27 protein-coding genes are annotated in these 26,389 nt (G+C 64.1%); 21 read left to right on the forward strand and 6 right to left on the reverse strand.

Going from position 1 to position 26,389, the window contains the following annotated elements:
- Nucleotides 1–39: 39 nt before the first annotated feature.
- The 3 genes from ACQKPZ_RS01490 to ACQKPZ_RS01500 all read right to left on the reverse strand — a co-directional run bounded on the left by ACQKPZ_RS01490 (nucleotide 40) and on the right by ACQKPZ_RS01500 (nucleotide 1,916).
- Nucleotides 40–831, reverse strand: coding sequence for an OmpA family protein (locus tag ACQKPZ_RS01490; protein WP_427535122.1), 792 nt, complete (start codon nucleotides 829–831; stop codon nucleotides 40–42).
- A 50-nt stretch (nucleotides 832–881) separates the two neighbouring features.
- Entirely contained in the window at nucleotides 882–1,295 is a 414-nt protein-coding gene (locus ACQKPZ_RS01495; protein WP_391130278.1) for a DUF4398 domain-containing protein, read from the reverse strand.
- Between the two features lie 276 nt (nucleotides 1,296–1,571).
- Nucleotides 1,572–1,916, reverse strand: coding sequence for a pilin assembly protein (locus ACQKPZ_RS01500; protein ID WP_427535124.1), 345 nt, complete (start codon nucleotides 1,914–1,916; stop codon nucleotides 1,572–1,574).
- A 263-nt stretch (nucleotides 1,917–2,179) separates the two neighbouring features.
- Between ACQKPZ_RS01500 and ppc the strand changes: the two genes are divergently transcribed.
- From ppc to ACQKPZ_RS01540, 8 genes are all read left to right on the forward strand, one after another.
- Nucleotides 2,180–4,807 (forward strand): phosphoenolpyruvate carboxylase, encoded by a 2,628-nt coding sequence (ppc, locus tag ACQKPZ_RS01505; RefSeq protein WP_427535125.1) that lies wholly within the window; start codon nucleotides 2,180–2,182, stop codon nucleotides 4,805–4,807.
- A 22-nt stretch (nucleotides 4,808–4,829) separates the two neighbouring features.
- On the forward strand, nucleotides 4,830–5,054 hold the full coding sequence (locus ACQKPZ_RS01510; RefSeq protein ID WP_391130270.1) for a hypothetical protein: 225 nt from the start codon (nucleotides 4,830–4,832) through the stop codon (nucleotides 5,052–5,054).
- Between the two features lie 10 nt (nucleotides 5,055–5,064).
- Nucleotides 5,065–5,715: an adenylate kinase gene (adk, locus tag ACQKPZ_RS01515; protein ID WP_012270800.1), complete on the forward strand. Its 651-nt coding sequence runs from the start codon at nucleotides 5,065–5,067 to the stop codon at nucleotides 5,713–5,715.
- Nucleotides 5,716–6,026: 311 nt separating this feature from the next.
- On the forward strand, nucleotides 6,027–6,701 hold the full coding sequence (tsaB, locus tag ACQKPZ_RS01520; protein WP_427535126.1) for a tRNA (adenosine(37)-N6)-threonylcarbamoyltransferase complex dimerization subunit type 1 TsaB: 675 nt from the start codon (nucleotides 6,027–6,029) through the stop codon (nucleotides 6,699–6,701).
- 131 nt (nucleotides 6,702–6,832) lie between these two features.
- A complete protein-coding gene (locus ACQKPZ_RS01525; RefSeq protein WP_306381679.1) occupies nucleotides 6,833–7,123 on the forward strand; it encodes a hypothetical protein in 291 nt (96 codons plus the stop codon).
- Between the two features lie 3 nt (nucleotides 7,124–7,126).
- The gene (locus ACQKPZ_RS01530) at nucleotides 7,127–7,996 is read left to right on the forward strand and encodes a DUF72 domain-containing protein (protein ID WP_427535128.1); all 870 of its coding nucleotides are present in this window, start codon (nucleotides 7,127–7,129) and stop codon (nucleotides 7,994–7,996) included.
- A 28-nt stretch (nucleotides 7,997–8,024) separates the two neighbouring features.
- Nucleotides 8,025–8,855 carry an isocitrate lyase/PEP mutase family protein gene (locus ACQKPZ_RS01535; protein ID WP_427535129.1) on the forward strand — a complete coding sequence of 277 codons (831 nt, stop codon included), beginning with the start codon at nucleotides 8,025–8,027 and terminating at the stop codon, nucleotides 8,853–8,855.
- On the forward strand, nucleotides 8,855–9,544 hold the full coding sequence (locus tag ACQKPZ_RS01540) for an extensin family protein (protein ID WP_427535131.1): 690 nt from the start codon (nucleotides 8,855–8,857) through the stop codon (nucleotides 9,542–9,544). The genes ACQKPZ_RS01535 and ACQKPZ_RS01540 overlap by 1 nt, the downstream gene beginning before the upstream one ends.
- A 2-nt stretch (nucleotides 9,545–9,546) precedes the next feature.
- Here the strand turns inward: ACQKPZ_RS01540 and ACQKPZ_RS01545 are convergent, their stop codons facing one another.
- Nucleotides 9,547–10,167, reverse strand: a complete 621-nt coding sequence (locus tag ACQKPZ_RS01545) for an energy transducer TonB (protein ID WP_403202691.1) — start codon at nucleotides 10,165–10,167, stop codon at nucleotides 9,547–9,549.
- 103 nt (nucleotides 10,168–10,270) lie between these two features.
- Between ACQKPZ_RS01545 and ACQKPZ_RS01550 the strand changes: the two genes are divergently transcribed.
- Complete coding sequence (locus ACQKPZ_RS01550) at nucleotides 10,271–11,047, forward strand: class I SAM-dependent methyltransferase (protein ID WP_427535133.1); 777 nt, start codon at nucleotides 10,271–10,273, stop codon at nucleotides 11,045–11,047.
- Nucleotides 11,048–11,179: 132 nt separating this feature from the next.
- Here ACQKPZ_RS01550 and ACQKPZ_RS01555 read toward each other — a convergent pair whose 3' ends face one another.
- Entirely contained in the window at nucleotides 11,180–11,821 is a 642-nt protein-coding gene (locus ACQKPZ_RS01555; protein ID WP_427535134.1) for a TetR/AcrR family transcriptional regulator, read from the reverse strand.
- A gap of 239 nt (nucleotides 11,822–12,060) precedes the next feature.
- Between ACQKPZ_RS01555 and ACQKPZ_RS01560 the strand changes: the two genes are divergently transcribed.
- The 12 genes from ACQKPZ_RS01560 to ACQKPZ_RS01615 all read left to right on the forward strand — a co-directional run bounded on the left by ACQKPZ_RS01560 (nucleotide 12,061) and on the right by ACQKPZ_RS01615 (nucleotide 24,892).
- Nucleotides 12,061–13,464 (forward strand): LLM class flavin-dependent oxidoreductase, encoded by a 1,404-nt coding sequence (locus tag ACQKPZ_RS01560; RefSeq protein WP_391130235.1) that lies wholly within the window; start codon nucleotides 12,061–12,063, stop codon nucleotides 13,462–13,464.
- Nucleotides 13,465–13,483: 19 nt separating this feature from the next.
- Nucleotides 13,484–14,446: an AMP-binding protein gene (locus ACQKPZ_RS01565; protein ID WP_427535136.1), complete on the forward strand. Its 963-nt coding sequence runs from the start codon at nucleotides 13,484–13,486 to the stop codon at nucleotides 14,444–14,446.
- Nucleotides 14,443–15,210, forward strand: a complete 768-nt coding sequence (locus ACQKPZ_RS01570) for an ABC transporter ATP-binding protein (protein WP_427535137.1) — start codon at nucleotides 14,443–14,445, stop codon at nucleotides 15,208–15,210. Before ACQKPZ_RS01565 ends, ACQKPZ_RS01570 begins: the two co-directional genes overlap by 4 nt.
- On the forward strand, nucleotides 15,210–16,091 hold the full coding sequence (locus tag ACQKPZ_RS01575; protein ID WP_391130226.1) for a branched-chain amino acid ABC transporter permease: 882 nt from the start codon (nucleotides 15,210–15,212) through the stop codon (nucleotides 16,089–16,091). Before ACQKPZ_RS01570 ends, ACQKPZ_RS01575 begins: the two co-directional genes overlap by 1 nt.
- Nucleotides 16,092–16,095: 4 nt before the next feature.
- Complete coding sequence (locus ACQKPZ_RS01580; protein ID WP_427535139.1) at nucleotides 16,096–17,160, forward strand: branched-chain amino acid ABC transporter permease; 1,065 nt, start codon at nucleotides 16,096–16,098, stop codon at nucleotides 17,158–17,160.
- Between the two features lie 79 nt (nucleotides 17,161–17,239).
- Complete coding sequence (locus ACQKPZ_RS01585) at nucleotides 17,240–18,580, forward strand: ABC transporter substrate-binding protein (protein ID WP_427535141.1); 1,341 nt, start codon at nucleotides 17,240–17,242, stop codon at nucleotides 18,578–18,580.
- A gap of 29 nt (nucleotides 18,581–18,609) precedes the next feature.
- On the forward strand, nucleotides 18,610–19,959 hold the full coding sequence (locus ACQKPZ_RS01590) for an ABC transporter substrate-binding protein (RefSeq protein ID WP_391130217.1): 1,350 nt from the start codon (nucleotides 18,610–18,612) through the stop codon (nucleotides 19,957–19,959).
- On the forward strand, nucleotides 19,956–20,732 hold the full coding sequence (locus tag ACQKPZ_RS01595; protein WP_427535142.1) for an ABC transporter ATP-binding protein: 777 nt from the start codon (nucleotides 19,956–19,958) through the stop codon (nucleotides 20,730–20,732). The genes ACQKPZ_RS01590 and ACQKPZ_RS01595 overlap by 4 nt, the downstream gene beginning before the upstream one ends.
- Nucleotides 20,733–21,044: 312 nt before the next feature.
- On the forward strand, nucleotides 21,045–22,388 hold the full coding sequence (locus ACQKPZ_RS01600; protein ID WP_427535144.1) for an OprD family porin: 1,344 nt from the start codon (nucleotides 21,045–21,047) through the stop codon (nucleotides 22,386–22,388).
- 166 nt (nucleotides 22,389–22,554) lie between these two features.
- On the forward strand, nucleotides 22,555–23,790 hold the full coding sequence (locus ACQKPZ_RS01605; protein ID WP_391130208.1) for an SfnB family sulfur acquisition oxidoreductase: 1,236 nt from the start codon (nucleotides 22,555–22,557) through the stop codon (nucleotides 23,788–23,790).
- A gap of 10 nt (nucleotides 23,791–23,800) precedes the next feature.
- Complete coding sequence (locus ACQKPZ_RS01610; RefSeq protein ID WP_427535145.1) at nucleotides 23,801–24,178, forward strand: hypothetical protein; 378 nt, start codon at nucleotides 23,801–23,803, stop codon at nucleotides 24,176–24,178.
- Nucleotides 24,179–24,574: 396 nt separating this feature from the next.
- Complete coding sequence (locus ACQKPZ_RS01615) at nucleotides 24,575–24,892, forward strand: hypothetical protein (protein WP_427535146.1); 318 nt, start codon at nucleotides 24,575–24,577, stop codon at nucleotides 24,890–24,892.
- A gap of 183 nt (nucleotides 24,893–25,075) precedes the next feature.
- Here the strand turns inward: ACQKPZ_RS01615 and ACQKPZ_RS01620 are convergent, their stop codons facing one another.
- On the reverse strand, nucleotides 25,076–26,317 hold the full coding sequence (locus tag ACQKPZ_RS01620; RefSeq protein WP_427535148.1) for an acyl-CoA dehydrogenase family protein: 1,242 nt from the start codon (nucleotides 26,315–26,317) through the stop codon (nucleotides 25,076–25,078).
- Nucleotides 26,318–26,389: the final 72 nt, after the last annotated feature.

Genomic DNA, 26,389 nt, shown 5'->3' on the forward strand with positions numbered 1-26,389 from the left:
GAAAAACCCCGCCACAAGGGCGGGGTTGATCAACCGGCCTTACTGCTGAACCTGGCTCACCGTACGCGGTGCCACCGGCTGGTTGTCGTTGGAGATGGTCACCTCCACCCGGCGGTTTTGGGCGCGGCCCGAATTGCTGCCGTTGTCCGCTACCGGGTACTCCTTGCCATAACCCTGGGCGACGATGCGCGCAGGGTCTACGCCGGCACGCACCAGCGCCATGCGCACTGAGCCTGCGCGGCGTTCGGACAGGCTCTGGTTGTAGTTGGCCGAGCCGACGCTGTCGGTATAGCCCTCGACAATTACCTTGCGCTCAGGGTTTTCCTGAAGGAACTGGGCCAGCTTGGTGATGTTCGGGTAGGCGTTGCTCTTGAGTTCGGCCTTGTTGAAGTCGAACAGCACGTCACCGAAGGTGACCAGCGTACCGCGGTCGGTCTGCTTGGCGTTGAGGCTGTCCTGCAGCTTGGCGATCTGGGCGTCGCGGGCGTCCAGCTTAGCCTGGGCGCGCTGGGCGGCGGCATTTTTCAGCTCGCCTTCGGCGGTGCGCAGGGCGATGGTCTGCTTGGCCACCTCGACACGCTGGTTGGTCAAGTAGGCGAGCTGGTCGACCTTCTTCTGGTCTTCACGGTCCATGTAGGCCTTGTCAGCCTTGTTCAGCCAGTCCTGGGCGTCCTTGGTCTCCAGCGCCGCCACCTTGCTCGATTGCGGGTCGCTCTGCAGCGAGGAGAAGTTGGTGCGGGCCGCTTCCAGGTTGGCGTTAGGGTCGTGCGAGCAGGCAGCAAGGCCAACGCTGAGGGCCAGCAGGGCGGGAATCATGACGAAATTGCGCATAGTGTTCATCCTTTGATCGTGTGCGAAAGCAGAGGTTGGCGGGGCAGGGCTCACTGAGCGCTGCGCAGCCCTTCCTCACGTACGTCCTGAACGCCCTGGCGGGCATCCTGCACGGCCTTCTGGGCCTTGGCCGCCTGGGCTTTGCGTTCGGCGAGGCGTGCGTCCCATTCGGCTTGTTGGGCCAGCAGTTTTGCTTCGTCATACTTTTTGTCATGCATGGCGATTTCAGCCTGCTTGAACTTGTCTTGTGCCGCTTTCATTTCCACGGCGGCAAACTCGGTGCCGCCAGCGCTGACGGCGGAGTTCACGGCGGACTGGGTAACGGCATACTGCTCGGTAGGCGGGTTGCCCGCACAGCCGGCCAGGACCAGGCTACTGCCCAGGGCCAGCGCGGCCAGCTTGAACCCGCGCACGTGAGTGGATGCCAGTTTGCTTGTGCGGGTTTTCATGGTGGTCAGTTCCATTGGATCACTCCTGATAACGACGATGTCCGTAGCAGTCCATCGCATATTCCCTGACAAAAACCGTGCGCTTCAGTTGAACGGTGCACAAGGGTAGGTGTGCAGGGTTTTAGCGTGATGGCTATTGGCTCCGACTCGAACGCTTTTCCAATGGTTCAGAAAAAAATGCCCCGAACGGGCAATTATTTCTGACTAATCGGTCAGTGAGGATTGGCTGGAACTTTTGCTTGCGGGGGCGGTATTCCGGGCCCTGGGCAGGCCCGGAACGGTGGCGCTGGGTTATTTGTCGCCGTCGGCGGGGGTGTTGCTCAGGCTGTGCAGGTGCTGGCGGGAGAGCGACAGAAAGCGTGGGGTAGGCCCTACATCTTCGTACAGCGGGTCGCCTTCTTCATCGGTGGCGATGACCTGACGGCCCTGCACATAGGGGAAGCTGGCCTCAACCTCTTCAAGGGCGGCGGCTACCAGTTCGCCGAGCAATTCCTCGGCGGTGCGCTTGGGGTACATGTCGATCAGCGCGGCCAGGCGCGCCTCGGATTCCAGGTCAAGGTGCAGGACATGGCCCGTGCGGCTGAGGGTACCGGCGGCATTCTGTTCCCAGTGCTGGGCGAGTTCACGGATTTTCATGATGACCTCTGGTGACGCCTGCTAAGGCTGTATGGCATGGGAGTGCTGTGCGTTCATTTTAGTTTGCTTTGCCTGATCACGGCTTGCCATTGCCGCACGGCTAGGGGCACTCTTGGGTGAATGTCACGGCCCATTGTGGGAGCGGGCATGCCCGCGAACACCGGCGAAGCCGGTGCCAGCCACCGCGTTGGATTTTTCGCGGGCATGCCCGCTCCCACAGGAATGGCGTGGAGCCTGAAAGGGATGCAACGGAGAGAGGGCCAATGACCGATATCGATGTGCGTTTGCGTGAAGATGTCCATGTGCTGGGTGAACTGCTTGGCGAAACCATTCGCGAGCAGCACGGCGATGCGTTCTTGCAGAAGATCGAAGACATCCGCCACAGTGCCAAGGCCGACCGTCGTGGCCCCGGTGAACAACTGAGCTCGACCCTGGGGGACCTGGCCGAAGAAGACCTGCTCCCGGTAGCCAGGGCCTTCAACCAGTTTCTCAACCTGGCCAACATGGCCGAGCAGTACCAGCTGATTCGCCGCCGCGACACGGGTCAGCCCGAACCCTTCGAGGCCCGTGTGCTGCCCGGGTTGCTTGCACGGCTGAAGCAGGCTGGGCACAGCAACGACGCCCTGGTCCGGCAACTGGCCAAGCTGGACATCCAGCTGGTGCTCACCGCGCACCCCACCGAAGTGGCCCGCCGCACCCTGATCCAGAAGTACGATGCCATCGCCGGCCAGTTGGCCGCGCAGGACCACCGTGACCTGACCTCAGCCGAGCGCCAGCAAGTACGCGATCGCCTGCGCCGGCTGATTGCCGAGGCCTGGCACACCGAAGAAATCCGCCGCACCCGCCCCACGCCGGTAGACGAAGCCAAGTGGGGCTTTGCGGTGATCGAGCATTCGCTGTGGCACGCAATTCCCAGCCACCTGCGCAAGGTCGACAAGGCCCTGCTGGAGGCCACCGGCCTGCGCCTGCCGCTGGAGGCCGCGCCAATCCGCTTTGCCTCGTGGATGGGCGGTGACCGCGACGGCAACCCCAACGTGACTGCCGCCGTCACCCGTGAAGTCCTGTTGCTGGCCCGCTGGATGGCCGCCGACCTGTTCCTGCGCGACATCGATGCGCTGGCTGCGGAACTGTCCATGCAGCAGGCCAGCGATGCCCTGCGCGAGCGGGTCGGCGACAGTGTCGAACCCTACCGCGCCGTGCTCAAGCAGTTACGCGACCGCCTGCGGGCGACGCGCGCCTGGGCGCATTCGGCACTGAGCAGCAGCCAACCGGCCAGCGCTGAAGTGCTGGTGGACAACCGCGACCTGATCGCGCCGCTGGAACTGTGCTACCAGTCGCTGCACGCCTGCGGCATGGGCGTGATCGCCGAAGGCCCGCTGCTCGACTGCCTGCGCCGCGCCGTCACCTTCGGCCTGTTCCTGGGCCGGCTGGACGTGCGTCAGGACGCTGCCCGCCATCGCGACGCACTGACCGAAATCACCGACTACCTGGGCCTGGGGCGCTATGCCGACTGGGACGAAGAACGCCGCATCGAGTTCCTTCAGGCCGAGCTGAAAAACCGCCGGCCGCTGTTGCCCGCGCATTTCAAACCGCAGGTGGATACCGCCGAGGTGCTGGCCACCTGCCGGGAAGTTGCCGCCGCGCCGGCTGCCTCGCTGGGCTCCTATGTCATTTCCATGGCTGGTGCCGCTTCAGACGTGCTGGCCGTGCAACTGCTGCTCAAGGAAGCCGGCCTGACCCGGCCCATGCGCGTGGTGCCGCTGTTCGAAACCCTGGCCGACCTGGACAACGCTGGCCCGGTGATGCAGCGCTTGCTCGGCCTGCCGGGCTACCGCGCCGGCCTGCATGGCCCGCAGGAAGTGATGATCGGCTACTCCGACTCGGCCAAGGACGCCGGCACCACGGCCGCGGCCTGGGCACAGTACCGCGCCCAGGAAAACCTGGTGCGCATCTGCGCCGAACACCAGGTTGAACTGCTGTTGTTCCACGGCCGCGGCGGTACCGTAGGGCGCGGCGGCGGCCCGGCCCACGCGGCGATCCTGTCGCAACCGCCGGGATCGGTGGCGGGGCGTTTTCGCACCACCGAGCAGGGCGAGATGATTCGCTTCAAATTCGGGTTGCCGGGCATCGCCGAGCAAAACCTCAACCTGTACCTGGCCGCCGTCCTCGAGGCCACGCTGTTGCCTCCACCGCCCCCGCAGCCAGCCTGGCGCGAGGTAATGGACCAACTGGCTGCCGATGGCGTCAAGGCTTACCGCGGCGTGGTGCGGGAAAACCCCGACTTTGTCGAATACTTCCGCCAATCGACCCCGGAGCAGGAACTGGGGCGCCTGCCTTTGGGCAGTCGCCCGGCCAAGCGCCGCGCAGGGGGGATCGAAAGCCTGCGGGCCATCCCGTGGATCTTCGGCTGGACCCAGACGCGCCTGATGCTACCGGCGTGGCTAGGCTGGGAAACGGCCTTGAACAATGCCCTGGCCCGTGGCCAAGGCGAACTGCTGGCACAGATGCGCGACCAGTGGCCGTTCTTCCGCACCCGCATCGACATGCTGGAAATGGTACTGGCAAAAGCTGATGCGCAAATTGCCGAGGCCTACGACGAACGTCTAGTGCAACCGCACTTGCTTCCTTTAGGTGCATACCTGCGCGACCTATTGTCGCAGTCCTGCCAGGTGGTGCTGCGCCTGACCGGGCAGCCGGTGCTACTGGCGCACAGCCCCGAGACGCTGGAATTCATAAGCCTGCGTAACACCTACCTGGACCCGCTGCACCGCTTGCAGGCCGAGCTGCTGGCCCGCTCGCGCAGCCGCGAAGCCGCTCTGGACAGCCCGTTGGAGCAGGCCTTGCTGGTGACCGTGGCGGGTATTGCCGCCGGGTTGCGCAACACCGGCTGAGTGCACACACAGGCTGCCCGGAATGAGTGCCGTGCAGGCCATGCCGGGGCAAGGGGAGGGTGGTTGCGCCGGGCGCAACCGCCTGCCCGGTCAGCCTCAAGTGGCGCATTCCTGCAACTTTGGGACGCTTGTCTGGCTGCCGGGCGCTGTGTATCTTGAGCAGCCTTCTGACCGATTTATGGTCATACCCGATTTTCCGGACTTGGCCCTGGCTGCCGAATCCATTGAATTTCATAAAAAAATTTGAGGAGCACGAGATGCGCGTAATTCTGCTGGGAGCTCCCGGGGCCGGTAAAGGTACTCAGGCAAAGTTCATCACCGAAAAGTTCGGTATTCCACAGATCTCCACCGGTGACATGCTGCGTGCCGCCGTCAAGGCCGGTACCCCGCTGGGCCTGGAACTGAAGAAAGTCATGGATGCCGGCCAGCTGGTCTCCGACGAGCTGATCATCAGCCTGGTCAAGGAGCGCATCGCCCAGCCGGATTGCGCCAACGGCTGCCTGTTCGACGGTTTCCCACGCACCATCCCGCAAGCCGAAGCCATGGTCGCTGCCGGTGTCGACATCGACGCCGTGGTCGAAATTGCCGTGGATGACGAAGAAATCGTTGGCCGCATGGCTGGCCGCCGCGTGCACCTGGCCTCGGGCCGCACTTACCACATTCAGTACAACCCGCCGAAAGTGGAAGGTAAGGACGACGTCACTGGCGAAGACCTGATCCAGCGCGACGACGACAAGGAAGAAACCGTTCGTCATCGCCTGTCGGTCTACCACACCCAGACCAAGCCGCTGGTGGACTTCTACCAGAAGCTGTCGGCCGCCAATGCCGGCAAGCCGAAGTACAGCCACATCGAAGGTGTCGGTTCGGTCGACGCCATCACTGCCAAGGTGCTGGCAGCCCTGAGCTGATCAGCGCCTGACGCACATCGACAACGGCCCGCTTGCGGGCCGTTGTCGATGTGCGTCAGCTGTAAAACGCAGCCTGGCGCGCCCCTTGTAGGAGCGGCCTTGTGTCGCGATGGGCCGCAAAGCGGCCCCGGCATTTTTCGCGGCGAAGCTGAGATCGTGGGGCCGCTGCGCGCCCCATCGCGACACAAGGCCGCTCCTACAGGGACCGCGCTAGGCCGGTAAGCTATGGCCGCACAGCGCCCCCTTCGGGACACAACGCCGTTGCTGCTCTATACTGCCGCTCTTTTCATTCGCACCTGGATACCCGTTCGATGACCACCCTGCTGGCCCTGGATACCGCCACCGAAGCCTGTTCCGTCGCACTGCTGCATGACGGCAAGGTAACCAGCCATTATGAGGTGATCCCACGCCAGCACGCCCAGAAGCTGCTGCCGATGATCAAGCAGCTGCTGGCCGAGTCGGGCGTTGCGCTGAACCAACTGGATGCCATTGCCTTTGGCCGTGGCCCGGGCGCCTTCACCGGCGTGCGCATCGCCATCGGTGTGGTCCAGGGCCTGGCCTTTGCGCTGGAGCGCCCGGTATTGCCGGTATCCAACCTGGCCGCGCTGGCCCAGGGTGCGCTGCGCGAGCAGGGCGTGCAGCAGGTGGCTGCCGCCATCGATGCGCGCATGGATGAAGTGTATTGGGGTTGCTACCAGGCCACGGCGGGCGAAATGCGCCTGGTCGGGCACGAGGCGGTGCTGCCGCCCGAGCGGGTGGCGCTGCCCGTTGGCAGCAGTGGCGACTGGTTTGGCGCGGGTACCGGTTGGGGCTACGCCGAACGCCTGGCCGTGCAAGTGGCAGCCAGCAATGCCGGTGCCTTGCCTGATGCGCAGGACATTCTCAGCCTGGCCAGCTTTGCCTGGGGCCGTGGCGAGGCAATCGTCGCCGACCAGGCGCAACCGGTCTACCTGCGCGATAATGTAGCCACGCCCAAGAAGCAGTGAATGCTGTTCGTCGGTTATTGCCGGTAACGCTTAAACCTTCTGTGCGATCTGTGGTCCAGTTATCACTTAAGCATTAGCGACGGAACCCTGATGCTGCTAAATTGCCATCATTGGTCCTGAGTGTTCATGCCATGCGTATCGACGGTTTCTCATCGCAGTCCTACCCGGTCAAGCGCACACCGCGCAAGGCAGCGGCGCGTGACGAGGCCATCGACGACGCCGAAGTGATCGAAGACAGCCAGCCCGCACCCGTGGAAGCCACCGCCCGCCGTCGTAGCGGTGGCTTGCCGGCCCGCCAGCAGGACATGATCTTCCCCCGCGCCCGGGACCGCCGTACGGCTACCGCGCTGGCCAGCTACCTGAGCACTGCCGGTTTTACCGATTGGGACATGGAAGTGCTGGGGCTCGACCTGTACATTTGATGGATGAGTCCATCCCCACTGCCTTATTTCCTCGGTTGCCCGTCCTGGAGCGAAAACGCCTGGCGCGACTACCTGTACCCCGCTGACGCCAACAGCAATGCAATGCTTGGCCTCTACAGCCAGGTGTTCAACGCTGTCGAGGGCAACACCACCTTCTATGCACGCCCCGCCCCCGGCACCATTGCGCGATGGGCGCAGGTGATGCCCGGGCACTTCCGCTTTACTGCCAAATTCCCCCGGGACATCAGCCACGAGGGCGATCTGCGTGACCAGCTTGAGGCTGCCTTCGATTTCACCCGGTTGATGGCCCCGCTGGGCCAGCGGGTATCGCCATACTGGTTGCAGCTGCCGGCCCAGTTCGGCCCATCACGGTTAGGCGAGTTGTGCCATTTTCTTGATGAAATCGGTGTGCCGGTGGCCGTGGAGGTTCGCAACCAGGCCTTTTTCGCCAAGGGTGAAGACGAGCGCCTGCTCAACCGCCTGTTGCACGAGCGCGGCGTGGAGCGCATCTGCCTTGACCCGCGTGCGCTGTTCAGTTGCACCTCGCGCGACCCTGCCGTGTTGCACGCGCAATCCAAGAAGCCCAAGGTGCCACCACGCCCCGCAGCCTTCAGCCAACACCCGCAGGTGCGCTTCATCGGCCACCCGGAGCTGGAGGCCAATGAGGCCTTCCTCACCCCCTGGGTTGAAAAGGTTGCCGGCTGGATTGAAGAGGGCCGTAGCCCATACATCTTCCTGCACACCTCGGACAACCGCCTGGCCGCAGCGCTGGCGCAACGTTTTCATCAACGGCTGATGGCACGTCTGCCGGGCCTGGCACCGCTGCCGGAATTGCCACGCGCGCCCGAGGTCGAACAACTGGGGCTACTCTGACCTTTCCCTGACTGCCGGAGGTTGAACCATGGATGTGCAAACCCTGCGAGCCGAAGCCTTCAAGGCATTGCACGAACGTAATGGCGCGTTCGTCATCCCCAACCCGTGGGATGCGGGCTCCGCCAAGCTGCTGGCCAGCCTGGGCTTCGAGGCGCTGGCCACGACCAGTGCGGGCCTTGCCTTCAGCCTGGGCCGCCCGGACGCCGAAGGTGCCTTGACCCTGGAAGATACCCTGGACAATGCCGGGGAGATTGTCGATGCCACCGCCTTGCCGGTGGCTGCGGACCTTGAGAACGGCTTTGGTGACCTGCCCGAGGCGTGTGCCAATACCATTTTGCGTGCCGCTGAGGCAGGCCTGGTGGGGGGCTCCATCGAGGATGCCAGTGGCCGTAGTGAGTCGCCCATCTATGATTTGGGGCTGGCAGTAGAGCGTGTTCGAGCCGCCGTGCAGGCTGCCCGTAGCCTGCCTTTCCCGTTCACCTTGTGCGCCCGGGCGGAAAACCTGTTGCACGGGCGCATGGACCTGGACGACACCATCAAGCGCTTGCAGGCCTACGCCGAAGCTGGCGCCGATGTGCTTTACGCCCCGGGGCTGCGTACCGTCGAGGAAGTGCGTGCGGTGGTGCAGGCGGTGGCGCCGCACCCGGTTAATGTGCTGATGGGCATGGCGGGGGTGCCGCTGAGCGTTAACCAGTTGCAGGATCTGGGCGTGCGCCGCATCAGCGTCGGCTCGTCGCTGGCCCGTGCCGCGTTGGGGGCCTTTCACCGGGCCGCGCTGGAAATTCGCGATGAGGGCACGTTCGGCTACGGTGAACAGGCCCTGCCGTTCGCCCAGCTCAACGACCTGTTCCGGCGCTGATGAGGCTTTTGCCGGCATTGCTGGCCGGCCTGCTGCTGTTGGCTGGCCTGGCTTGGCATTATGGCTGGCGCGTGCCTTCCGCATGGAACCCTTGGGCGCCGCTGGATGTGCGGCAGCCACCCAACCTGCTGAGCCCGTACAAGCTTGCACGCCTGCGCGATGATCCGGCGCTGTGCCGCCAGGCGCTGGAAACCAGCCAGCTGCGTTTCCGGGCGCAAGCCGACAGCCCGGCTTCGGCCAATTGCCCGCTGCACAATATCTGGCGCATCGAGGGCGGTCAGGCACGGCTCAACAGCAGTTTCCTGGCCAGTTGCCCGCTGGCGGTGGCCTACGCGTTGTTCGAGACCCATGGCTTGCAGCCGGTGGCGCAGCGGGTACTGGGGCAGCCGGTTACGCAGGTCGACCACTTGGGCAGCTTTGCCTGTCGTAATGTCTACCACCGCAAGCAGGGCCGCCTGAGCCAGCACGCCACGGCCAACGCGTTGGATATCAGCGGTTTTCGCCTGCAGGACGGTCAGCGCATCGTGTTGGCGCGTGACTGGCAGGCAGGTGGGCAGAAGGCGGAATTCCTGCGGCAAGTGCAGCAGGCGGCCTGCGAGAGCTTCAGCACGGTACTGGGGCCGGACTACAACGCTGCGCACCACAACCACTTCCACCTCGACATGGGGCGTTGGCAGGTCTGCCGTTAGCCTCAGGCGTGAACGCGCACGTTGTTCAGCACTACCGGGCGGGCCCAGTGGATGTCGAATTCCAGGTCGTTCTGCTGCTTGGCCAGGGTGGTGGCGTCGAATGGCTCAGGCGCCGGGTCGAGCAGGTTGCTCTCCAGCTCGGCGATAGGCAGGAACAGCGAGCGAGGGGTAGGACCTGGGCCGGGTTCGGCAATCGGTTGGCCCTGGCTCATCACCACCGGGCGCATCCAGCTGTTGCTGATGTCGAGCTGTCGCTGCTGCTCGATCAGTTCGAGGGCGCTGAACGGCTCGGGGGCGGGGGGCAGCAGCTTGGCTTCAAGCTCGGCCTTGGGCAGGAACAATGGCTCGGGCGGTGCTACCACTTTATCCTGCACCGGGCAGGCGCGCTGGGCGTCGATCAGGGCCAGCGCACGGGCGCCGCCGATGGGTTCGCCGCTGTCCTGGTCGTACTGCACGAACGACTGGCTGACGCTGTCTACGGGCTCTTCCTGCTGCTCGGCCATGGCCCGGGCAAAGAAATCCTGCCACAGGTGGCTGACGCCCCCGAGTGCCTGGGTGTTGTGCTGACTGTAGTTGCCGACAGGCGACAAATAGGTCAAGCCGATGGGAAGAGTATCTGACATGGCAGTCGCGCGCGTTGTGCTCTGGCAGAATAGCGGGATATTGCCTGTATCGGCCGTGATGGCCGATACCTTAATGGCTGGGTTCAATTTCTAGGTGTGAAAGATGGAAGAGCAGGGCACAGGTATCCGGGTCGAGGCGCTGTCGGCGGAATTCGAGGCGCAGGCCGCCGCGTGGGCCGAGCGCCTGGCGCTGCCGTTGCAGGACGAAGGCGCCGGGTTTGCCGTGCAGGTGGGCGTTGATGGCTTGCAGATCCAGCAATTGGGCCCGCAGGCACCGGGGCCGGTGCGGGTGGACTTTGTCGAAGGCCAGGCCGCGCACCGACGCCAGTTTGGCGGTGGCAACGGGCAGATGATCGCCAAGGCCGTGGGCATTGCCCAAGGCGTGCGACCGCAAGTGCTGGATGCCACGGCGGGGCTGGGCAAGGATGCGTTCGTATTGGCCAGCCTGGGCTGCCAGATGACCCTGATCGAACGCCAGCCGTTGATTGCCGCGCTGCTGGAGGATGGCCTGGCGCGGGCGCGGTCGGATGACGAGGTGGGCCCTATTGTCGGGCGCATGCGCCTGCTGACCGGCAACGCCATCGAGCGCATGCGCAGTTGGGAAGGCGAGGCGCCGCAGGTGATCTACCTCGACCCTATGTTCCCGCACCGCGACAAGAGCGCGCTGGTGAAAAAGGAAATGCGCGTGTTCCGGCCCTTGGTGGGTGATGACCTCGACGCGCCGGCACTGCTCGAAGCTGCCTTGGCGCTGGCCAGCCACCGAGTGGTGGTGAAGCGGCCGCGCAAGGCGCCGATCATTGATGGGCCCAAGCCGAGCCACAGCCTGGAAGGCAAGTCGAGCCGGTATGACATTTACCCGAAGAAGGCGTTGAAGGCCTGATTTCACCATACCTGTCGGTCAATGCAGTCATTGTGGGAGCGGGCGTGCCCGCGAAGCAGGCGACGCGGTGGATGGCACGGGCTGGGCCCGTGTTCGCGGGCACGCCCGCTCCCACAGTGCCTCGCATAGGCCTCAGGGTTGAAACGCGCGCACAAACACCCCCACCACCTCGCGCACATGCGCCTCGGCCTCCTCGCCTTCCAGCGGCCCCGCGCAGCCCAGCAGCAAGCGGTAATCCGGCGCACCTTTGACCAGGCAGAAGAAATGCTCTGCCGCCCGCAGCGGGTTGTCGATGTGCAGCAACCCGCGCTCATGTGCTCCACGCAGCAGCGCTTCCATCCCCGCCAGCACACGCTTGGGCCCGGCCTCGTAGAAGTACTCGCCAAAGCTCCGGTCCAGGCTACCCTGGGCCATGATCAGGCGGCTGAGCTTGACCGCTTCGTCACTGCTGATCAGCGCCTGGAAACCTCGGGCAATGGTCAGTAGCACCTCTTCCACCGGTGCCCCTTCCGGGTACTCGAACAGCAGGTCAGGCAGCTGGATCTGGCAGGTGGCCATGACCGCCGAGCAGAACAGGGTCTGTTTGTCGGTGAAGTGGCTGTACACGGTAAGTTTTGAAACACCTGCCGCCGCAGCGACCGCATCCATGCTGGTGTTGGCGTAGCCAAGGCTGAGGAACAGCGCCTTGGCCGCTTCAAGAATAGCCTCGCGCTTGGCCAGGTCCTTTGGCCGGCCTGGGCCGATGGGTGCGTCGTTGGGCATTGTCGTCTGCATCTGGTTGAAGAACCCTCATCTTAACGGGTCAGGCGCCATCCGGCTAAAACCAGGTCACATTGCCTGCTGTCTGCCAGCGAACAGTGGGTCGACAGTGATGTCGTCACTCAAGCACCAGTCCTGTTGTTGGTGATAAATAACTATCTGATTTATAACGATTATTTTGTTGGCATGAATCGTGTTGATACAGCTGCAAGGGTGCCTGAAGAGGGTGCCGAGCCTATCGAACAGGAGTCCCCATGCCACGTGAAATTCGTTTGAACGCCTTCGAGATGAACTGTGTCGGCCACCAGTCGCCCGGCCTGTGGCGGCACCCCAAGGACCGTGCCTGGCAGTACAAGGACCTGGACTACTGGACCGACCTGGCCAGGCTGCTGGAGCGCGGCAAGTTCGACGGCATCTTCATCGCCGACGTGATCGGCATCTACGACGTGCTGGGCGGCAATGGCGACGCGGCCATCCGCCAGGCGGCGCAGGTGCCGGTGAACGACCCGCTGGCACTGATCACACCCATGGCGCTGGTCACCGAACACCTCGGTTTCGGCCTGACCGCCTCGCTCACCTTCGAGCACCCGTACCCGTTCGCCCGCCGCCTGTCGACCCTGGACCACCTGACCAAAGGCCGCATCGGCTGGAACATCGTCACCTCCTACCTCGACAGCGGTGCGCGCAACCTGGGGCAGAAGGCGCTGAGCGACCACGATGCCCGTTACGACTACGCGGATGAGTACCTGGAGGTGCTGTACAAGCTGTTCGAGGGCAGCTGGGAAGACGGCGCGGTGGTGCGCGACCGCGAAACCGGGCTGTTCACCGACCCGCGCAAAGTCCATGAGATCCGCCACCAAGGCAAGCACTTCCAGGTCCCGGGTATTCACCTGTGCGAACCGTCGCCGCAGCGTACGCCGGTGTTGTACCAGGCGGGTGCATCCAGCCGTGGCAAGGACTTTGCCGCCGGGCATGCCGAATGCGTGTTCGTCGCCGCGCCGTCCAAGGTCATCCTGAAAAAGACCGTGGCCGACATTCGCCGCCGCGCCGCCGAAGCCGGGCGCGACCCGCGCAAGGTGCTGATCTTCAACATGCAGACGGTGATCGTCGACGAAACCGACGCCAAGGCCCAGGCCAAATGGCAGGAGCTGAAAAGCTACGCCAGCTACGAAGGCGCCCTTGCGCTGATTTCTGGCTGGACCGGCATCGACTTCAGCAAGTACCAGCCCGACCAGGTGCTGGAGCATATCCACACCAATGCCATCCAGTCGGCGGTAGAGGCGTTTTCCACCGCCGACCCGAACAAGCGCTGGACCGTGCAGGAGCTGGCCGACTGGGTCGGCATCGGCGGCTTTGGCCCGCTGATCGTCGGCAGTGCGCAAACCGTGGCGGACGAACTGCAAGCCTGGGTTGAAGAAACCGATGTCGACGGTTTCAACCTGACCTATGCCCTGGCCCACGAAACCTTCCGCGACGTGGTCGAGCTCTTGGTGCCCGAACTGCAGCAGCGCGGCGCCTACAAGACCGAGTACCGCCCAGGCACCCTGCGCGAGAAGCTGTTTGGCGACGGCCCACGGCTGCCGGCCAGCCACCCAGCTGCCGGTTACCGCGACCTCAGCCGCCAGCCCGCCCCGGCCAGCATTACCGAACCGGCCTGAGCCGCCAGGGAGCCACGCGATGAATGTGCATGAATTTACCCCGCCGCAGGCTGATGCCGTGGCTGACAGCCACCTGCAGGCCTTGCAGCGTTGGGCCAGGGAGCGGCCAACCCGGGTCGCCCTGCGCCATCGGCGCCTGGGCGTGTGGAAGGCCTGGCGCTGGATCGAGGTACAACGGGAGGTCGAGCGCCTGGCTGATGGCTTGAGCCAGCAGGGTTTCGTGGCTGGCTCACGGCTTGCCTTGAGCGGTGCGTATGAGCCCAGCCTGGTGTTGCTTGCGCTGGCCGCACGGCGCTCGAATGGCCATACCCTGCTGATCCCCGCCAACAGCCGTGGCGAAGACTTGCAACGCCAGCTGCGCCTGGCCTACCCGGGGTTCGCCTTTGTCCAGCGCCGCGAACAGGTGGCGCAATGGCTGCAAACGGGTTTGCACGGTCAATGGCCGCTGCGGCTGTTTACGCCGCAAGCCGACGCTGTGCTCACAGGCCAATGGCAGGTTCAGCCGCTGTCGGCGCTGCTTGTGGGTGCGGCACCCGCAGTGCAGCGTGCGGGGTGGGCGCAGGTTGCCCGGGACGAAGTGCTCTGGGTCGATGAAGGCAGCGAATGGCGCGAAGGCCTGACACACCTGCTTGATCGCTGGCTGGAGCGGGGCGAAGGCCTGGCGTTTCCGGAAACGGCCGAGTCGGCCAGCCGCGATCGCCGCGAAATTGCCCCGACGGCGCTGCTGCTGTCGGCCGAGCGGGTGCAGGTACTGGCCGACGAAATAGAGGCACGGCTGCCACCTGCCGGCAGTTGGCAACGGCGGCTGTGCGACTGGGTACAGCAAGACCCGCAGCGCGGCCTGCGCCGCTGGCTCAAAGCCCGTGTACGGCACTTGCTCGGCTTCCAGCGCCTGCAGCGCATCGACGTGCCCAGCGCCCCGGCCACGCCAGGCACGGCGCGGCCAGCCTGGCTGCGTGATTACCTGGGGCGTGCGGCATGAGCGCTTTGCTGGAGGTGCGCAACGTGTCGCTGTCGTTCAAGGGCGTCAAGGCGATATCAGACCTGTCGTTCAGCGTAAGACGCGGGGAGATCTGCGCCCTGATCGGGCCCAATGGCGCAGGCAAAAGCTCGCTGCTGAACATTCTCAACGGGGTCTACCGCGCCGATGCCGGCCAGCTGTTCTTCGCCGAACAACCACTGCGCCGCCCGCACCCGCTGACTGCCGCACGGCTAGGCATTGGCCGCACGTTCCAGAACAACGCGTTGTTCAAGAAGATGAGTGTGCTCGACAACCTGCTGACCGGGCTGTCGCGCTTTCAGCGCAGTTTCTTCCTGGAGCAGGCGCTGGGCTTGCCTCGCGCCCGCCGCGAGTCACGGGCATTCGCCGAACGCGCCGAGCAGGTGCTGGAGTTTCTGGAACTACAGGCTTGGCGCGATGTGGCTGTCGGCAGCCTGCCTTACGGCCTGCAGAAACGCGTGGAGTTGGGGCGGGCGTTGATTGCCCAGCCAACCCTGTTGCTGCTCGACGAACCGATGGCCGGGATGAATGCCGAGGAGAAGCAGGAAATGAGCCGCTTCATCGCCGATATCAACCGCGACCTTGGCACCACGGTGATCCTGATCGAGCACGACATACAGGTGGTAATGGGCCTGTCCAGTCACGTGGTGGTGCTGGACTACGGGCGCAAGGTGGGGGACGGCTCGCCGGCCGAAGTGCAGGCCAACCCTGATGTGATAGCCGCGTACCTGGGGGCAGCACACTGATGAACTTCTTTCTTGAAACCCTGATCGGCGGCCTGCTCGCCGGCACGATGTATTCGCTGGTGGCGATCGGCTTCGTGCTGATCTACAAGGCCAGCGGCGTGTTCAACTTCGCCCAGGGCGCCATGCTGCTTTTTGCCGCGCTGACCTTCGTCAGCCTGCACCAGCAGGGCCTGCCGTTTGCCGTGGCGCTGGCCATTACCGTGGTGGTGATGATCATCGGCGCACTGCTGATCGAACGGCTGGTGCTGCGGCCACTGGTCAACCGCTCGCAGATCACCTTGTTCATGGCCACGCTGGGCCTGTCGTTCATCATCGAAGGGCTCGCCCAGGGGCTGATGGGCGCACAGGTGCGTGCACTGGACCTGGGCATCGAGGATGTGCCGCTGTTCGTCGGCGACATCATGATCAGCCAGTTCGACCTGGTGGCCGCTGGCGTTTCGGCCGCACTGGTGGCGCTGCTGGCGCTGCTGTTCAACCGCACCCGCATCGGCCTGGCCTTGCGGGCAGTGGCCGACGATACCCGCGCCGCGTTGTCGCTGGGCATCAACCTTAACCGTATCTGGCAGGTGGTGTGGGCTGTGGCCGGCGTGGTCGGGCTGGTGGCCGGCCTGCTGTGGGGTGCACGCCAGGGGGTGCAGTTCTCGCTGTCGCTGGTGGTGCTCAAGGCCTTGCCGGTGTTGATCATTGGTGGCTTCACCTCGATTGGCGGGGCGATCGTCGGCGGCCTGATCGTGGGTGCGGCAGAGAACCTGGCCGAGGCCTACATCGGGCCTTTGATCGGCGGTGGCATCACCCCTTGGTTCGCCTATTTCCTGGCGCTGATCTTCCTCTACATCCGCCCCGCCGGCCTGTTCGGCGACCGGGCCATCGAACGGGTATGACCGCATGACCACGACTGCCGCGCGCCTCACAGCGCGCTTCGACGACGCACCGCTGACCCTGGTGGCCCGCCACCGCCCACTGGGTCTGGCATTGTTGCTGCTGGTGGCCTTTGTCGTGTTGCCCTGGCTGGGCAGCGACTACTGGCTGAACGCAATCCTGATCCCGTTCCTGGTGCTGTCGCTGGCCGGCCTTGGCCTGAACCTGCTGACCGGCTACACCGGGCAGACCTCGGTGGGGGCGGCGGGCTTCATGGCGGTCGGCGCCTTCGCTACCTATGGCCTGCTGTTGCGCGTGCCAGGGCTGCCGTTGCCGCTGGCGCTGCTGGGCGGTGGCCTGATTGCCGGGCTGGTGGGGCTGCTGTTCGGCCTGCCGAGTTCGCGCATCAAGGGCTTCTACCTGATGGTCACCACCTTGGCCGCGCAGTTTTTTCTGGAATGGGTGTTTGCCAAGTTCCCATGGTTTTACAACTACGCCTCGTCCGGCACCATCAGCGCCCCGCGCCTGGAGCTGTTCGGCCATAGCCTGGCTACGCCGGTGGGGCGATACCTGCTGACCCTCAGTTGTGTGGTGGTGCTGACCTGGGTGGCGCTGAACCTGGTGCGCAGCCAGGTGGGCCGCAACTGGATGGCGATTCGCGACATGGATACCGCCGCCGCAGTCATTGGCATCCAGGTGGAGCGCTACAAGCGCCTGGCCTTTGCCGTCAGCGGGTTCTACCTGGGCATTGCCGGTGCGCTGTGGGCCTTTGCCTACCTGGGCACGGCCAGCGCCGGCAGCTTCGACATCAACCGTTCGTTCCAGATCCTGTTCATCATCATCATCGGCGGCATGGGCAGTATTGCCGGCAACTTCATTGGCGCGGCCTTCATCAGCCTTACACCGATCCTGCTCAGCCATGCCGGGCAGTGGCTGTTCAACGGCCATGTCGATGCCGGGCAATTGCAGAACCTGCAGAAGATCCTGTTTGGCAGCCTGATCATCTGGTTCCTGGTCAAGGAGCCGGAGGGCCTGGTGCGCCTGCTGGGCAACCTGCGTGAACGCATTCGCGTCTGGCCGCTGCGCTTCTGACGCCCTACCAACACCTTCAGGCGCCTTGACCCGGCCACGGGAAAGGAGGTTTCAAACCCTTCACTTAAAAGAACCGAACATGCGTAAAACCTTGCGTCGCCATCTGCTCGCCAGCCTTTTTCTGCTGGGCGCGCCTACCGTGCTGCCGGCTGTTGCCGCCGCTGCCGACAACCAGCAGTTCGTGCCCATGGCCACTTACCGGGTGGGCGCCTATGCCTCCAGCGGTATCCCGTGGTGGGCCGGTGAAATCGACTACTTCCGCTACATCAACGAGGTGGAGGGCGGCATCAACGGCGTCAAGCTCACCTGGCAGGAATGCGAGACCGAATGGAACGTCGACCGCATCGTCGAGTGCTACGAGCGCTACAAGAACGGCCAGGACGGGGCGCCCACGGCGTTCTTCTTCACCCACAGCACGCCAGGGTCGTATGCCTTGATGGAGAAGGGCGCGGCCGATCGCATCCCGCTGATCGACGGCGCTGGCGGGCGTACCGAGTCCACCGATGGCAGTGTGTTCCCCTATGCCTTCCCGCTGTTGCTGAACTACTACGGCCAGGCTTCGGTGGGCATCAACTATATCGCTGAGCGCGAGGGTGGTTTCGATAAGCTCAAAGGCAAGAAAATCGTCACCGTGTACCACGACTCGGCCTATGGCCGCGAAACCCAGGCGCCGATGCAATTGCTGGCGCAGAAGTATGGCTTCGAAAACATCCAGATTCCGGTGGCTGACCCGGGCAACGAGCAATCGGCGCAGTGGCGACAGGTGCGCCAGCTGAAACCGGACTGGGTGTTCCTGCGGACCTGGGGTGTATCAACGCCGGTTGGCATCAAGACGGCGGCGCGCTTCGGTATCCCGGTCGACCACATCATCGGGGATGTCTGGGCCGGCTCCGAGGCCGATGTGATCCCGGCCGGCACTGCGGCCAAGGGCTACCAGGCGCTGGCACCCTTCCCGGGCGGCAGCGACTTTGCCATCCACCAGCGCCTGCGCCAGCACATCCTCGACACCGGCAAGAGCGACCTCAAGGACCAAAGCTACTTCGGCAAGGTGTACTACAACATCGGCCTGATCAACGCCGCCATCGCCGTCGAGGCGTTGCGCACGGCTCAAGGCAAGTTTGGCAACCGCCCGCTCAACGGTGAAGAAGCGCGCTGGGGCTTCGAGCACTTGAACATCGACGCGGCACGGCTCAAGGCCATCGGTTTTGAAGGCTTGCTGCCGCCACTGAAGCTGTCCTGCTCGGACCACGAAGGTGGCGGTGCAGCGCGGGTGCAGCAGTGGGACGGTGAGAAATGGGTACTGGTGACCGACTGGGTGCAGGCCGACCGGGCCACCTTGCGCCCGCTGATCGAGGCCAAGTCGGCCGCCTACGCCAAGGAAAAGGGCATTACGCCGCGCGATTGCGCCAGCGAGCAGTGAACACTCAACGACAGATCAGGGAAACCACCATGTACGCACCTTTCAAACGCTACGGCGCCGCCCTCGGCCTGGCACTGGGCCTTGCCTCGGCATGGCTGCCGGTGGCCCAGGCCGCCAGCAACGAGCAGTTCTTCCCGCTGGCCACCTACCGGGTTGGCGCCTACGCCTCCAGCGGCATACCGGTATGGGCCGGGATGATCGACTACCTGCGCTACATCAACGAGGTCGAAGGCGGCATCAATGGCGTCAAGCTGGTATGGCAGGAGTGCGAAACCGAATGGACGGCCGAGAAGGGCATCGAGTGCTACGAGCGCTTCAAGAACGGCCTGAACGGCGCCCCGGTGGCCTTATATCAGCCTAACGGCGCGCCGGCAGCCTACGCCCTGGCGGAAAAGGCCGAGGCCGACAAAATCCCGCTGATCACGCTGGGCTATGGCCGCACCGAAGCCACCGATGGCCGGGTATTCCCCTACAACTTCCCGGTCATGCTGACCTTCTACAGCGAGGCCTCTGCGTTCATCAACTATGTGGCCGAGCGCGAAGGCGGGCTGGACAAGCTCAAGGGCAAGAAGATCGCCACCGTCTACCACGATTCCGCCTACGGCCGCGAAACCCAGGGGCCGATGGCGTTGCTGGCGCAGAAATACGGCTTTGAGAACATCCAGATTCCGGTGGCCGACCCGGGCAATGAGCAGGCCGGGCAATGGCGCCAGGTGCGCCAGCAGAAGCCGGACTGGGTGTTCCTGCGCACCTGGGGTGTGTCCACACCCGTGGCGATCAAGACAGCGGCGCGGTTCGGCTTCCCGGTGGACCGCATCGTCGGCGACATCTGGGCCAGTTCCAACGAAGACGTGCTGCCGGCAGGTGAGGCCGGCAAGGGTTACCTGGCGCTGACGCCATACCCGGGCGGTGCCGATTTCGACATTCACCAGCGCATCCGCAAGTACATCGTCGACACCGGCAAGAGCGACCTCAAGGACCCGAACAGCTTTGGCAGCGTGTACTACAACTCGGGCCTTGTGAACGCGGCCATTGCCGTGGAGGCAATCCGTGCCGGGCAGAAGAAGTTTGGCAACCGCCCACTCACGGGCGAGGAAGGGCGCTGGGGCCTGGAGCACCTGAACCTGGGCGATGCCCGCCTGAAGGAAATCGGCTTCCTCGGCCTGATGCAGCCGTTGAAGCTGTCGTGCAGCGACCACGAAGGGGGTGGCGCGGCCAAGGTGCAGCAGTGGGATGGCCAGAAGTGGACGCTGGTGACGGACTGGGTACAGGCCGACCGCGCCACCCTGCGCCCGCTGATCGATGCCAAGGCCGGCGAGTTTGCCCGCGAGAAAGGCGTTACCCCCCGCGAATGCGCCAAAGACGAGGCCGCGCCATGACCCACGCCCCGCTTGCTACCGAGCGCGCCCAGCAGTTGCTGGGCGTACAGGATATCGAAGTGATCTACGACGGCGCGATCCTGGCCGTGGCCGGGGTTTCCTTGCGGGTCGGGCAGGGCGACATCGTCGCCTTGCTGGGCGCCAACGGGGCTGGCAAAAGCACCACGCTCAAGGCCATTTCCGGGTTGCTGCAAGCCGACCGTGCGCGGGTGAGCCGTGGGCATATCCGCTTCCAGGGCCAGGACACCGCCGGCGTCGCGGCCAACCGCCTGGCGGCCCAGGGCATTGTGCATGTGCTGGAGGGGCGCCACGTGTTCGCCCACCTCACCATCGAGGAAAACCTGCGCACCGGGGGCTTTTTGCGCAAACCGGCGCGGCGCGAGCTGGAGCAGGCGCTGGAGCGTATCTATGCCTGGTTCCCCCGCCTGAAGACCAAGCGCAAGACCCAGGCCGGGCTGACCTCGGGCGGCGAGCAGCAGATGCTGGCCATCGGTCGCGCACTGATGACCCAGCCACGGCTGGTGCTGCTGGACGAGCCCTCGATGGGGCTGGCGCCGATCATTGTCGAGGAAATCTTCGACATTGTGGCTCAGCTCAACGCCAAGGAAGGCATGAGTTTTCTGGTGGCCGAGCAGAACATCAACGTTGCCCTGCGCCACGCCGATTACGCCTACATCCTGGAGAACGGCCGGGTAGCGGGTGAGGGGGCAGCTGCCGAGTTGGCGGCGCGCGAAGACCTGCGGCACTTTTACCTGGGGGGCAAGGCTGGCTGAGTAGTTACCCGTATTGCGCAATCTCTTTGTAGGAGCGGCCTTGTGTCGCGAAAGGGCCGCAACGCGGCCCCAGCTATTTGCGCGATGACGCAGAAACCTGGGGCCGCGTTGCGGCCCTTTCGCGACACAAGGCCGCTCCTACAGGGCTCTGCATAAGCTTCTGTACTGGGGGCAACAGCGACTGGACAATTTGCCCGCCACGAGCATCTGGAAATGTTCTATGTTCAATATAACTAATTGAAAATAAATGATTTTATTCGTGGCACAGTTATTGGAATGGCAAGAACTATCCAACCATAAGGACGTTCTGCCATGCGCTTGCGCAACTACCCACCCGTCACCCTGGCCCTGGCCATCGGCCTGAGTACACCGGCATTCGCCGAGGACGAAGGTTTCATCGACGGCACTCAATTGCAAATCATCAACCGCAACTATTTCTTCAGTCAGGACTACCGCAACGGCGATTTCACCCGCAACCCCAATACCGGCGAGCGCCAAAGCCAACACCGCGAATGGGGCCACGGCATCATCGCCAACCTGCAATCGGGTTTCACTCAGGGTACGGTTGGTCTGGGCCTCGACCTGCAAGGCCTGGTCGGCCTGAAGCTTGACGGTGGCAACGGCACAGTGGGCAACGGCGTGGGCGTGCCGGGGATTGTCTCGCGCTCGGGCAGCAACTTTGATGGCGAGCCCAAGGATGCCTACGGCAAGGTTGGTGTGGCGCTAAAAGCCCGTCTGGGCGATACCGAACTGCGCTACGGCGACGTCAGCCCGACCAGCCCTGTGCTGCATGCCAGTGACATTCGCCTGCTGCCGCAGACCTTGCGCGGCTTCATGTTCAACGACCACTCGCTACAAGGCCTGACCCTGCAGGGCGGCAAGCTGGAATCCAGTAGCGACCGCAACGCCAGCAACCACCGTGGCGACCTTGGCACTGTGTACGCAGGGCGGCTGAAGGGCGCCAATGATGTGGTCTACCTGGGTGGCGACTACCGCTTCAACGACCAGCTCAACCTGCGCCTGCACGCCAGCCGGCTGGATGATGTGTGGAACCAGCAGTTCTTCAACGTCGACTACGTGCAGCCACTGGGCAACAGCCTGGCCCTTAAGACCGGCCTGGATTACTACCGCACCCGCGACAGCGGCCAGGCGCTGGCCGGCAAGATCGACAACGATTCATGGAGCGTGCATGCCGGCATCAACGCAGGCGGACACGGCTTCAAGCTGTCGTATACGCGCATCGACGGCGATACGCCGTTCGACTATGTGTGGAACACCTACGACATCCAGCTGGACGCGGCATCGCAGGTGTCGGACTTCAACAACCCCAACGAACGGGCCTGGGAAGCGCGCTACGACTACAACTTCGCCGTGCTCGGCCTGCCTGGGCTGTCGCTTACCGCTCGTTACGTGCGCGGCACCGATATCGACGGCACCCGCGCCGGTGGCGCCTACAGCTACTACAACGGTATCGAGGATGGCCGCCATTGGGAGCGCAACCTGTGGGTGCGTTACGTGGTGCAGGGCGGGCCGGCCAAAAACCTGTCGTTCAACGTGATGCAGGCCACCCACCGGGTGGGCGGGGGCCATACCGCCGAGGCCAACGTCGACGAGCTGCGGGTGATTGTCGAGTACCCGCTGGACATCAGCCTTTGAGTGGGTCCGGCAAACTGTTGGCCAGGCAACAGGCAATCTGCAGTTTGTCGGCCTCGGGGCTTCCGAGCGATCAGCTTGTTATCTAACAGGCTGAATCTAGGGGTTTTATCAGGTTGGCACAGGTTCTGCTGAACAGCTGTGGAACCTGTTATGCATGGAGCTGCACATGACGACCCTTTCACCCGTATCCAGCCTGCCCCCGCAGGCCCGTTCGGCGCCACGGCGCGCCGCCCATGTCATCCGCAGCGATGCCGAAGCCATCGAAGTCGCCCAGCGTCTGGCCGAGGACTTTGCCCAGGAGGCGGCCTTGCGCGACCGTGAGCGGCGCTTGCCTTGGGACGAGCTTGATCGCTTTTCCGACAGTGGCTTGTGGGCGATCACCGTGCCCAGGGAATTTGGCGGTGCGGGGGTGTCCTACGCCACCCTCAGTGAAGTGATTGCAACCATCTCGGCGGCCGATTCGTCCCTCGGCCAGTTGCCGCAAAACCACTTTGGTGTGCTCAGCAACCTGCGCCTGACCGGCAGCGAAACGCAGAAGCGCGACTACTTCGCCAAGGTGCTGCAGGGCTACCGCTTCGGCAATGCCTTTTCCGAATCGCGCGGTCAGTACGTGACCACCTTCCAGACGCAAATCCGCTTCGATGGCGACCGTGCGGTGATAGATGGCGAGAAGGCGTACTGCACCGGTGCCCTGTTTGCCCACATCGTTCCTGTTGCTGGCGTTGATGAGGAAGGGCGCCCGCATATCGCCTTCGTCCCACGCGACGCGGCAGGGCTGACCGTGGTCGACAGTTGGGATGGCTTCGGCCAGCGCATCACCGCAAGTGGCCAGGTGCGCCTTGACGGCGTGCAGGTCCCGGCCGCTGATGTGATCCCGGCCTGGAAGGCTTACGACCAGCCCACTGCCGATGGCCCGATCTCGCAGATCATCCAGGCCGCAGTGGATACCGGTATTGCCCGCGGCGCTTTTGCCGCCACCTTGCAGGCGGCCCGCCAGGCGCGGCCTTGGGCCGACAGCGGCTTGCAGCATGGCTGGCAAGACCCGCTCAGCCAGGCGCTGATTGGCGAACTGGCCTGGCGCCTGCAAGCGGCCGAAGCCATCTTGCGCCGTGCTGCGCAGGCCGTGGACCTGGCTGTAGCCCAGCCTGACGAGGACCATGTGGCGCAGGCCTCGGTGGTGGTTGGCCAGGCCAAGGTGCTGTCCACGGCCATTTCGCTGGAGGCTTCCAGCCGCCTGCTGGAGCTGGGTGGCACGCGCAGTGTATCGGCCAGCCAGGGGCTGGACCGCTTCTGGCGCAATGCCCGCACCCACACCCTGCACGACCCGGTGCGCTGGAAGTACCACCTGGTCGGCAATCAGTTGCTCAACGGCATCAAGCCACAACGTCACGCCTGGAACTGAGGAGGCGCACATGTCCAATACCCATTCCCATGGCCGGAGCGACCTGGCACATGCCCGCCAGGTCGAAGCGGCACTGCTTGAATACTTGCGTGGCCACAGCACGCGCCAGGAAACTTTGGTGATTGCCGCCGTGGGCGAGGTGCGCATCGCCATTGATGCGGCCGATGCACTGCTGGAGCGTGCGGATGATTCGCAGGCGTCGGCGATTGCGTTTCGGTTGGCGGCTGCCGAGGGGGCCAGGTTGGCCGGGCAGGCGTATTTCGAGCTGGCCGGTCGCAGCTTGGCGCGGCCTGAGGTGAACGGTGGTGAGCCTGTGCTGGCGACCCAGCGGCGGTTGTTGGGGGATCACTACCTCAATGGCGCGGCGTTGGCCGACGGCCTGGGCTAGCCGCAGATATTGCCGGGGCCGCTTTGCGGCGCTTCGCGGCGGTTCGGCGCACCGCCTTGCCCGCACACAGGTTAGAGCCAAGTCCTGCGCAGATATTTCTGATTTGTTGCCAAAGTGGCTGTCCAGTTGGGCACTTCGGAAATATCCTACGACCCGCGTCCTCTGCCATCACCTGTTCAGCGGGAACCCGTGTCTCTAGGCTCTATCCGTCGCCGAACAACTTGGCGATCGGGTGTGGTAGCCCGGATGCATTTTTTCCATGACAGTCTATGGCGGCTGTGCGTGGGAGGCTTTCGAGCCTGCCTGGATTGGAAAATGCCCGGGTCTACCACCTCGCGTACAGTCGCCACCCATTCACGTGGTAGTGATGGTTGGCGGCCCTGAGGAGCATTTTCCATGATCAAGAAAATAGTCCCGGATCCACCCCTTCCATGCACTTCCACCCGTCCCTTTGGCCGCTGCGATGCCGGCCATGATCCCCTTTTCACCGTCAACCCGAACATTTCCGCCGAAGACGCTCTGGTCCACGTAGCTCTGTACCTGCGCAGCGCCTACGAAACCGGCTACAAAGCGTTGGACTATATGCGCGAAGAAGGCCGGGGCATGTTCTGGTCAAACCTGCATGCGATTGAAATGGCGGAGGGTGTGATTGAGGCGATACTCGATGGCATCGAGTCGACACCGCCACCGACTAACCGGGCGCCACAGGCATAGCGCTGTTATCAACAGCGACGCAAATCCCTGTGGGAACGGGTTCACCCGCGAAGAATACGACGCGGTGCATGGCACCGGCTTTGCCGGTGTTCGCGGCGGTTCGACACCTCGATGAACCCGCTCCCACAATGTAGGCGCTGCGCTTGCGATCACTGTTTCATGACCGCCAGCGCAACGCTGGACTCAGGACTGCTTGGCACCCCCACCAATCTGCCATACATACGGCGGTTCAGTGCCATTCACATGCCAGTCACCGACAATGCGCTCCTTGTAGATCACCGGGTTGTGCGAAGCCGCTGTACGGGCGTTGCGCCAGTGGCGGTCGAGCTGGCGGCTGGTGCTGGTGGTGGAGGCGCCCAAGGCATTGAACAGGTCGCTGGTGGCGCGCAGCACCAGGTCGATGGCCGCCACCTGGGCCTGGGCCGACTCCAGTTCGGCAAGCACATTGGCCTGCTGTTCAGCGGCCGGGTCATTGGCAAACCGTGCCAGGTACGCCTGCTGGCTGGCCTCCGCAGCACGCAACGTCGCAGCTTCTGCGGCATACACCTGGCCAGAGGCCTTGCCGATCACTTGTAGCACCTGTGGGTCCTCACTGACTGCCGCGCCGTTGCCGTGGCTGAACACCCGGGTGCGCTTGCGGGTCTCGTGGCTGAAATCCCGCACGGCGGCACGCCCGGAGCCGGTGATCACCGCCAGCAGCACCAGTTGGTAGAAGGCGGTCTGGTATTTGAAGCGGGTGGCGAAGTCGATGATGTTCTCTTCCTCGACCACGGCATTTTCGAACACCGAGGTACCGCTGCTGGTGGTGCGCTGGCCGAACCCGTCCCAGTCATCGCTCTGGCGAATGCCAGGCTGCCGGGTACGAATGGCGGCGATCACATCGGCACCGGTGTCGTCGCGGCGGGCGAACAGGTCGATCCAGTCGGAGAACAGGCTGCCGGTGCTGTAGTACTTGGTGCCGTTGACTACCCACTTTTCACCCTGGCGCGAAACGCGGGTGATGACATCGCCGATCTTCACCGCGCCGATTTCGGTCCAGGCGCAGCCCACCAGGTCACCTGCCACGAAGCGCTGGAACCACACGTCCTGTGGCGTGCTGGCGTGGGCATTGAGGCGGTCTTCGACGAAGGCGAAATGGCCGCGCAGGGCTTGCGGCACATTGGAGTCGGCTTCGGCCAGTTCGATCAGCAACTGGAACAACTGCGGCAAGGACGCGCCGCCACCGCCATGTTCGACGGGTACTCGAACGGCGCCGAAGCCAGCCTCTTTCAGCCACTGTACCGGTTCATGGGGTAGGGTGCGGTTGCGTTCCCGTTCGACGCTGCTTTCGGCAATGCGGATGAAAATAGGCCGGAAGCGTGCAACGAGCGTGGCGTAGTCGGTGCCGGTGGCAGGGGCGGGCAAGTGCTGTTCGAGGGCAGTCATCGGAGTACTCCAGATACATGAAGGAGAAAGGTATGAACCGGTGATTGCACAGGTCGTGCCGGGCGGCGAAAG

The sequence above is a fragment of the Pseudomonas sp. NPDC089547 genome (assembly GCF_050280665.1).
In the GTDB taxonomy this organism is placed as follows: Bacteria; Pseudomonadota; Gammaproteobacteria; order Pseudomonadales; family Pseudomonadaceae; genus Aquipseudomonas.

Coding starts and splice junctions, on each gene's coding strand:
- ACQKPZ_RS01560 (WP_391130235.1), top strand. CDS start 12,061: ATGCCACGTGAAATTCGTTTGAACGCCTTCGAGATGAACTGTGTCGGC.
- ACQKPZ_RS01570 (WP_427535137.1), top strand. CDS start 14,443: ATGAGCGCTTTGCTGGAGGTGCGCAACGTGTCGCTGTCGTTCAAGGGC.
- ACQKPZ_RS01610 (WP_427535145.1), top strand. CDS start 23,801: ATGTCCAATACCCATTCCCATGGCCGGAGCGACCTGGCACATGCCCGC.
- ACQKPZ_RS01545 (WP_403202691.1), bottom strand. CDS start 10,167: ATGTCAGATACTCTTCCCATCGGCTTGACCTATTTGTCGCCTGTCGGC.
- ACQKPZ_RS01500 (WP_427535124.1), bottom strand. CDS start 1,916: ATGAAAATCCGTGAACTCGCCCAGCACTGGGAACAGAATGCCGCCGGT.
- tsaB (WP_427535126.1), top strand. CDS start 6,027: ATGACCACCCTGCTGGCCCTGGATACCGCCACCGAAGCCTGTTCCGTC.
- ACQKPZ_RS01555 (WP_427535134.1), bottom strand. CDS start 11,821: ATGCAGACGACAATGCCCAACGACGCACCCATCGGCCCAGGCCGGCCA.
- ACQKPZ_RS01510 (WP_391130270.1), top strand. CDS start 4,830: ATGAGTGCCGTGCAGGCCATGCCGGGGCAAGGGGAGGGTGGTTGCGCC.
- ACQKPZ_RS01540 (WP_427535131.1), top strand. CDS start 8,855: ATGAGGCTTTTGCCGGCATTGCTGGCCGGCCTGCTGCTGTTGGCTGGC.
- ACQKPZ_RS01565 (WP_427535136.1), top strand. CDS start 13,484: ATGAATGTGCATGAATTTACCCCGCCGCAGGCTGATGCCGTGGCTGAC.
- ACQKPZ_RS01590 (WP_391130217.1), top strand. CDS start 18,610: ATGTACGCACCTTTCAAACGCTACGGCGCCGCCCTCGGCCTGGCACTG.
- ppc (WP_427535125.1), top strand. CDS start 2,180: ATGACCGATATCGATGTGCGTTTGCGTGAAGATGTCCATGTGCTGGGT.
- ACQKPZ_RS01535 (WP_427535129.1), top strand. CDS start 8,025: ATGGATGTGCAAACCCTGCGAGCCGAAGCCTTCAAGGCATTGCACGAA.
- ACQKPZ_RS01600 (WP_427535144.1), top strand. CDS start 21,045: ATGCGCTTGCGCAACTACCCACCCGTCACCCTGGCCCTGGCCATCGGC.
- ACQKPZ_RS01550 (WP_427535133.1), top strand. CDS start 10,271: ATGGAAGAGCAGGGCACAGGTATCCGGGTCGAGGCGCTGTCGGCGGAA.
- ACQKPZ_RS01580 (WP_427535139.1), top strand. CDS start 16,096: ATGACCACGACTGCCGCGCGCCTCACAGCGCGCTTCGACGACGCACCG.
- ACQKPZ_RS01495 (WP_391130278.1), bottom strand. CDS start 1,295: ATGGAACTGACCACCATGAAAACCCGCACAAGCAAACTGGCATCCACT.
- ACQKPZ_RS01615 (WP_427535146.1), top strand. CDS start 24,575: ATGATCAAGAAAATAGTCCCGGATCCACCCCTTCCATGCACTTCCACC.
- ACQKPZ_RS01595 (WP_427535142.1), top strand. CDS start 19,956: ATGACCCACGCCCCGCTTGCTACCGAGCGCGCCCAGCAGTTGCTGGGC.
- adk (WP_012270800.1), top strand. CDS start 5,065: ATGCGCGTAATTCTGCTGGGAGCTCCCGGGGCCGGTAAAGGTACTCAG.
- ACQKPZ_RS01605 (WP_391130208.1), top strand. CDS start 22,555: ATGACGACCCTTTCACCCGTATCCAGCCTGCCCCCGCAGGCCCGTTCG.
- ACQKPZ_RS01585 (WP_427535141.1), top strand. CDS start 17,240: ATGCGTAAAACCTTGCGTCGCCATCTGCTCGCCAGCCTTTTTCTGCTG.
- ACQKPZ_RS01490 (WP_427535122.1), bottom strand. CDS start 831: ATGCGCAATTTCGTCATGATTCCCGCCCTGCTGGCCCTCAGCGTTGGC.
- ACQKPZ_RS01525 (WP_306381679.1), top strand. CDS start 6,833: ATGCGTATCGACGGTTTCTCATCGCAGTCCTACCCGGTCAAGCGCACA.
- ACQKPZ_RS01620 (WP_427535148.1), bottom strand. CDS start 26,317: ATGACTGCCCTCGAACAGCACTTGCCCGCCCCTGCCACCGGCACCGAC.
- ACQKPZ_RS01575 (WP_391130226.1), top strand. CDS start 15,210: ATGAACTTCTTTCTTGAAACCCTGATCGGCGGCCTGCTCGCCGGCACG.
- ACQKPZ_RS01530 (WP_427535128.1), top strand. CDS start 7,127: ATGAGTCCATCCCCACTGCCTTATTTCCTCGGTTGCCCGTCCTGGAGC.